5 protein-coding genes and 1 pseudogene are annotated in these 6,253 nt (G+C 61.3%); 3 read left to right on the top strand and 3 right to left on the bottom strand.

Translation table 11 applies throughout. The annotated features are described in order from the left end of the window. Window positions 1–686 precede the first annotated feature (686 nt). On the top strand, window positions 687–866 hold the full coding sequence (locus EOA85_RS24640) for a hypothetical protein (protein WP_065010053.1): 180 nt from the start codon (window positions 687–689) through the stop codon (window positions 864–866). 224 nt (window positions 867–1,090) lie between these two features. Here EOA85_RS24640 and EOA85_RS24645 read toward each other — a convergent pair whose 3' ends face one another. Continuing rightward, window positions 1,091–1,375, bottom strand: a complete 285-nt coding sequence (locus tag EOA85_RS24645) for a hypothetical protein (protein ID WP_127211507.1) — start codon at window positions 1,373–1,375, stop codon at window positions 1,091–1,093. A gap of 138 nt (window positions 1,376–1,513) precedes the next feature. Here EOA85_RS24645 and EOA85_RS24650 point away from each other — a divergent pair, with 138 nt between their 5' ends. Then, window positions 1,514–1,978: a hypothetical protein gene (locus EOA85_RS24650; protein ID WP_245485994.1), complete on the top strand. Its 465-nt coding sequence runs from the start codon at window positions 1,514–1,516 to the stop codon at window positions 1,976–1,978. 5 nt (window positions 1,979–1,983) lie between these two features. On the opposite strand, the gene istB is transcribed toward EOA85_RS24650, so the two are convergent. Beyond that, complete coding sequence (gene istB, locus EOA85_RS24655) at window positions 1,984–2,784, bottom strand: IS21-like element helper ATPase IstB (RefSeq protein WP_127211509.1); 801 nt, start codon at window positions 2,782–2,784, stop codon at window positions 1,984–1,986. Continuing rightward, the gene (istA, locus tag EOA85_RS24660; RefSeq protein WP_126063872.1) at window positions 2,784–4,073 is read right to left on the bottom strand and encodes an IS21 family transposase; all 1,290 of its coding nucleotides are present in this window, start codon (window positions 4,071–4,073) and stop codon (window positions 2,784–2,786) included. The genes istB and istA overlap by 1 nt, the downstream gene beginning before the upstream one ends. Window positions 4,074–4,142: 69 nt before the next feature. On the opposite strand from istA, the pseudogene ligD reads away from it, so the two are divergent. After that, window positions 4,143–5,506: pseudogene (gene ligD, locus EOA85_RS24665) on the top strand (non-homologous end-joining DNA ligase); the annotation flags it as partial. Between the last annotated feature and the right edge of the window lie 747 nt (window positions 5,507–6,253).

Consider the following 6,253-nt stretch of genomic DNA (forward strand, 5'->3'; position numbering starts at 1 on the left):
TATCGTGACGGCAGCTCCGGCGTTCGGACGCGCGGTAGCATTCGACCTCCACGAACGATGCTGCAGCAAACACGTCGTCCCTTTGCGGAACTCTTCAGCAATCAGAGAGTTGCGCACCAAAGATGGTCGTTATGGCAACTCACGACAAAGACCGTGCCTTCCGAGAGTTGATCAGTGGCTCATGTTCCGGCTGCGCGTGCCACGTTGCCTGGCGCCGATCACGCATGTCGAAAACTTGGCCACAGACCGGAGAGGGGTTGAAATGATCAGCCTCGCATTTGCCCTGCCGCTTGCCGATTACGGGCGGCAGGTCAATATCCGAGAGTGCCACTGCCGGACTTCGTCTTCGAAGCGCCGCAATGACCTCCGTTAGCACCGCACGGCTGGCCTCATGCCGCCGGATCAGCTCGCGCACTTGGTCGGACCGGACGCCGTTTTCCTTGGCGAAGCGGTGAATTTCTAGATCATTCCCAGGCGACAGTTGACCACGGTCTCGATCGGGCATCCTCGTCATAGTCGGACAGCACTCGTTCATGACTGCATTCTCTTGGCCTCACGCTCCAACGTGGCCCGTTCCTCCTGTTGGCCAAGCGAAACCGCGGAATTGGCCAGAAGGTTCCCGTAATTCGGGTTGCTTTAAAGAAACATTCGGCCTCGCTCTGCGTTCGGCTCTATGGAGCTGCCCTATGAGCGAGGATGATAGTAAGGGAAGGCCGGATAGCGGGTCTGCCGTCGAGACTTTGGCCCGGCAATTGGCCAGGCAAACAGGCATCTCGGAGTCTGATGCTCGGGTGCTGATCGAACTGATCGGCACCAATTGGAATTCATTGTTGCGTGAGGCCCGGCTGTTGAAATCGCGGCGTTGACACTAGGTGCCGAACGGACACGCTTGTGGCCGGCGTCCCTTGGGGGCGTTGGGGTAAATTGCCTGGTAGAGACACCGGCCGAGCGGATTGGGGTCCGCCGCAAGAGACAATTTCAGCAAGAGCTTCCATTCGGCAACCAGGATCGCGGAGCACGCTAAACAATTCGTTGATCAACGGCTTGCGATTAGCCTTGCACTGCCCAATTTTCGCGGCAGGGGCCATGCTTACCGAGACTGACGCACCCTAGGCGCGGGCTCGTGCGATACTGTTTCGACATCTACCGTGACTAGGCCGGCTCCTTCGATCCGGACCGTCACCTTGCCGTTCTCGTCATCGACCCGAGTGACAAAGCCGGTGATCTCGACCTTCTGGCCGGACCTTGTTCCCTTCGGTGTGTCGATCGAAAAGGGAAAGTTGTAAGAGGGTATGCTCACGCTCGACATGCCGTTGTCCAGCACCTTCAGGATTGTCCCGGTGAGCGTGACTTCGTCGCCGATCTTTACCGCCATGGCCTAGGGCTCCATTTCCAGCCGATCGTGCACGTCGGATAGTTTCGTCATGCTACTAAACATTCAATTTTGCTAAAATGTTCCGGAACCGATTGCCCGCCCTGCGGCTTGACTCGCGGTTCGGGGAGTCACAAGTGCATGAGTAGCGCCGCAGACCGGCTATCATTCATTGAGTTTCAATCGCCAACGTTGGTCGCGAAAGCTCCCGCGGGCAGCGACTGGCTTCACGAGGTCAAATACGATGGCTACCGCACGCAGCTAATTGTCGATGGCCGCACAGCACGAGCTTTCACGCGCCGCGGCTACGACTGGTCGCATCGATACAAAGGAATTGTCCAGGCAGCGGCGAACCTACCGGTTAAAGCAGCAATCATCGACGGGGAGGCTGTCGTCCTGGGCGAGACCGGGTTGCCGGACTACCAAGCCCTCGAGCGGGAATTGGGCAATCCAAACTCGCCGAAGGTCATCTTCTATGCGTTCGACCTGCTGCACCTCAACGGTCGGGATATCCGGCAACAGCCGCTGGTGAAACGCAAGGCGGCGCTAGAAAAGCTGGTGTCAAGCGAAGTGAGGATTGACCCCCTGGGCGAACTGAAGATTTGACCCCCTCATTGTTTTGCGGTTTCGTTGGTGCCGAGCGTCGTTCCGGCCTTCTGCAATAGGCCGGAACGACGCTTTTCGCGAAGCCGGTAGCTGTCGCCACGGATCGTTATCACTGTCGAATGATGAAGCAGGCGATCAAGGATCGCCGTTGCCACCACGGGATCGCCAAACACGCTGCCCCATTCGCCCACCGAGCGGTTGGAGGTGATCAGGATCGATCCCCGCTCATAACGCTGCGACACCAGCTGGAAGAACAGATGTGCGGCATTGGCTTCGAACGGGAGATAGCCGAGCTCGTCGATGATCAGCAGTTTCGGCCGCGACAGGGTCGTCAGTTGCTTTTCGAGTGAACCGTCGTCATGGGCCTTGGCCAGCATCGCCACGAGCGTGGCCGCCGTGACGAACTGGACGCTATGGTTCTGCCGGATCGCCTCGCGCCCGAGAGCCACCGCCAGATGTGTTTTGCCCGTACCCGGAGGTCCAAGGAACAGGACCGTGTCGCCATGGGCAATCCAGCGGCAGGTCGCCAGCTCCCGGATTTGGCGCTGATCCAGCGACGGCTGCGCGTCGAAGTCGAAGCCATCGAGTTCGCGCACAAACGGGAACTGCGCGATCTTGCCTGCCATAGAGATGCGCCGCTCGTCGCGCCGCGCGATCTCGCGGGTCACCAGGAAGGCCAAAGCCTCGCGCAAGGTCATTTGCGAACGCGCCGCTTCGTCCAGCAGCGTATCGAGCTGGTCCCGGATCGCGGTCAGCTTCAGCCGGTCGAGCTGAGCCACCAGCATCTCGTGATCGACCGTCGTCATCACCAGCTGCCTCCCACCAGTGCCTCATATTCGGCCAGCGGCCGCAACAGAGCGGAAGGCGCAACGATATCCACCGGCGCCGATCGCACCGGCGCAGCAGCGCCGACCACGCCGGCAAGATGCGCGCGCTCGACAATCCGTTGGCGACGTCCGCGGCACAACGCATGATCCGCCACCACCTCGCCCGCATGACGCACGATAACGCGGCCGCCCAGCACCACGACCTGGACGCTCTCCCCGATCAGCCGCCAGGGAACCGAGTAACTGTTCGTGTCCAGGTCGATTGCGCAGTCTGCCTGGACCTTGCGCACGAGATCCCGCAGTTGCCCGAACGGCGCCCGTCCGCCCAGAGGGCGAAGCGCCATGGCTTCTTCGGCAAAGCGCTCCGCAGGAGCCACCCCGGTCGTGCCATGCACACGCTGATCGGCAATCTCGCGCGTCCACCGGTCCAGATGCGCCTCGAACGCCGCCCAGTTCTCGAACCGGCGGCCGGCAATCGCATTGTGCTTGACGTAGCCGACCCCGCGTTCGTCCTTTCCCTTCGTACGCGCCCGGTAGGGCGCACAAGCCCGTGGCGTAAATCCCCAGTAGCGGGCAAAGGCGTGCAGCCGCACATTGAAGCGCACCTCCCGCGTCGCCGCATCGTGATGTTCGACCAGCGCCTTCGGATTATCGAACAGCACTTCCGTTGGAACCCCGCCGAAGCGAAGGAAGGCTCCTTCCATCCCCTCCAACCAGTCCGCCTGGCGCTCCCGAAGCGAGGGACGGATATGCAGCCGACGCGAGTAACCCAGCGTTGCCACAAACAGGTGCACCCGAACACGCTCGCCGCCGATCCACGCCCGCGTGTCGCCAAAGTCGATCTGCATCTGATGTCCCGGCGCCGTCTCAAACCGAACCGTTGCGCGCTTCTGCACCCTCAACTCCCGACGCCAACCCTGCACCCGAAGCTCCACCGACCGAAGCCCTATGACGATCCCATGTTCGCTCTCCAGTTCCTGGCGCACCACATCGGCGTTGCCACCATGGCGGAAGAAGCGCTCCCGCAGCCAATCGTCTAGCCCGTCAAACGCGCTCCGCCGCACAGGCTTGCGAAACGGAACAGTCCCGCCTTCGCGCAGATACCGACGCACCGTGTTGCGCGCGCACCCGAATTCCTTCGCCAGCCGCTTCGCTCCCCAGCCAAGCTCATGCAGCCGCAGCATCGCTGCCACCTCTTCAGGCTGAAGCATCTCCTCTCCCTGCATCGTTCTCGACAATGCAGGAATCGCCGAAATCCCAATCGTCATCCATGCCTCCTCTCATAACCGAGGGGGTCAGTTCTTCATTTCGTCAGGGGGTCAGTTTCTCAATTCGCCCGACAGCTGGTGAAGGACAGGGCGCCGACACTGACCTATGCCGAGCATCTGGAGGTGAGCGGCAGCGACGTGTTTGAACATGCATGCCGGATGGGCTTGGAGGGGATCGTATCCAAGCGAGCGGATGCCCCCTATCGCTCAGGTGTGCAGACGAGTTGGCTCAAGGTGAAATGCATCAAGAGCGACACCTTCCCCATTGTTGCTTTCGTCGAGAAGCTCGGCGCCCATCCACGCCGCATTGCGTCCCTTTACATAGGCCGCTGGAAGGCGATCGCCTGCTCTACGCTGGCAAGGCCCAAAGCGGCTACAGCTTGACGACAGCGCGGCATGTTAGAGAGCGGCTTGATCCACTGATCATCGGCAAGTCGCCTTTATCAGAGCCCATCGTGAAGCCGAAGGCGACCTGGATCAGACCAGAGGTCCTGGCCGAGGTGCAATTCAGCGGCGTCACCGATCGTGGCATCCTGCGCGAGGCAGTGTTCAAGGGCCTGCGCGAGGACCTCGTGCAGATCCCGGCGAAGTCGCCCGCTCCTTCAAAGAGACGAGAGGCAGTCGGGCAACATGGGGTTCCTCGCGAGAACATTCTGCAATTGCTTCCGGATGCGGTTTCGCCCTCCAAGGAAGAGCTTGTGCGCTACTGGGAGCGGGTTGCTGATCAAGCGCTGATCCATCTCCGCCGGCGACCGCTGAAGCTGGTCCGCCATGCTTTTGGGGCGACCTTCTACCACAAAGGCAAGCTGCCCGAGATTCCCGCGGCGGTACATCAGTTGCGCGTCCAGAAACGCGAGGGGGGCGAAGGCGTTCGCGTGTGGGTGGACGACCTTGCCGGTTTGCTCGGGCTGGTCGAGATGAATGCCGTAGAGGTGCATCCCTGGAACGCCACCGTTGACGATATCGAGCATGCTGATCGCGTCGTGCTGGACCTCGATCCGGGGGAGGGCATCGAGTGGGCGGAAGTGATCGAGACCGCGTTGGCGCTCCGCGACATCATGGAAGCGGCAGGTCTGGAGAGTTGGCCGAAGGTGACGGGCGGCAAGGGCATTCACTTAATGGGACCGCTTGAGACAAAGATGACCCACGACAGCGCCCGGCAATTGGCCAAGTCGCTCGCCCAGTGCCTTGTTGAGGCACGCCCCGGTCGTTATCTACTCTCTGCCGCTCCGGCAGCCCGAAGGGGTCGCATCTTTCTTGACTACCTTCGCAACGGACGTGGCAACACCGCGGTGGGAGCCTTCTCCCCACGAGCCCGACCGGGCTTCCCAATCGCCCATCCTGTAACGTGGAGCCAAGTTGAGCGGGGTATTCGGCCCGACGGTTTCACCATCGACCATCCGTTCCGAGCGGCTGCCCGAAGGGCGGCGTAGCCGCTCGCATTCGAAGCTTTTATGCTGCTTACCGGCGCCGAAGGGAATGAAGCGGCCGGCGACGCAATGGGTCAAACCGGGGATCAAAGCCCGCGTGAAGCATCCCAGGGGCGAGGAAGACCTTCGGCACGCCTCGCTGCAGGATTTTTGGGATGAAGACTAGAACGCCGTTTGTGTCTCGAAGACGCGACACGCAAAGTTCACCGGCCCGGCCAAGCGCCGACTATTTGACAAGCGCGCAAATGGCGTATGCTGTCAGCGTCCAAGCTGTTGGGGGCGTAGCGGCTACATGCGCTTGTGCTACCCACCCTGGAGCTGGGGAAGTAACCGGCAAGCTCCTAGAAATCAGAGCATTTGAATTTGACGCGCTGGCACCGCCACCTATGACGACTTTTGGCTTGGGACACCAAGCCTGTGCGGATTTGTCTGGGCTAGTATCATTCGCACTTGCATACTGGGTGATTTCCCAACCGCTGACGCCGTCCTTCCCCGATGGACCCGCAGCTCCCATTGCACCTTTAGGTCCCTGCTTGCCGGGCAGACCTTGTGGACCGACAGGCCCTTGGGGCCCTGGGGGGCCCGCCGTTGCGCAACCTGCAATCAAGGCGACACATGCTAGAGCGGTAATAACTCTCATGACCACCTCCCCGGTTTCCCGGTGAGTCCCAAAGCCTAGCAGCACGGCGCCCGCCATCGGGAGCGGCCAATGAGGCGGAGGAAGGACCCGCGCTCCTTCGAGCGCGGGTC

Origin of the sequence: Mesorhizobium sp. M5C.F.Ca.IN.020.29.1.1, assembly GCF_003997375.1 — a bacterium.
Classification (GTDB): domain Bacteria; phylum Pseudomonadota; class Alphaproteobacteria; order Rhizobiales; family Rhizobiaceae; genus Mesorhizobium; species Mesorhizobium wenxiniae.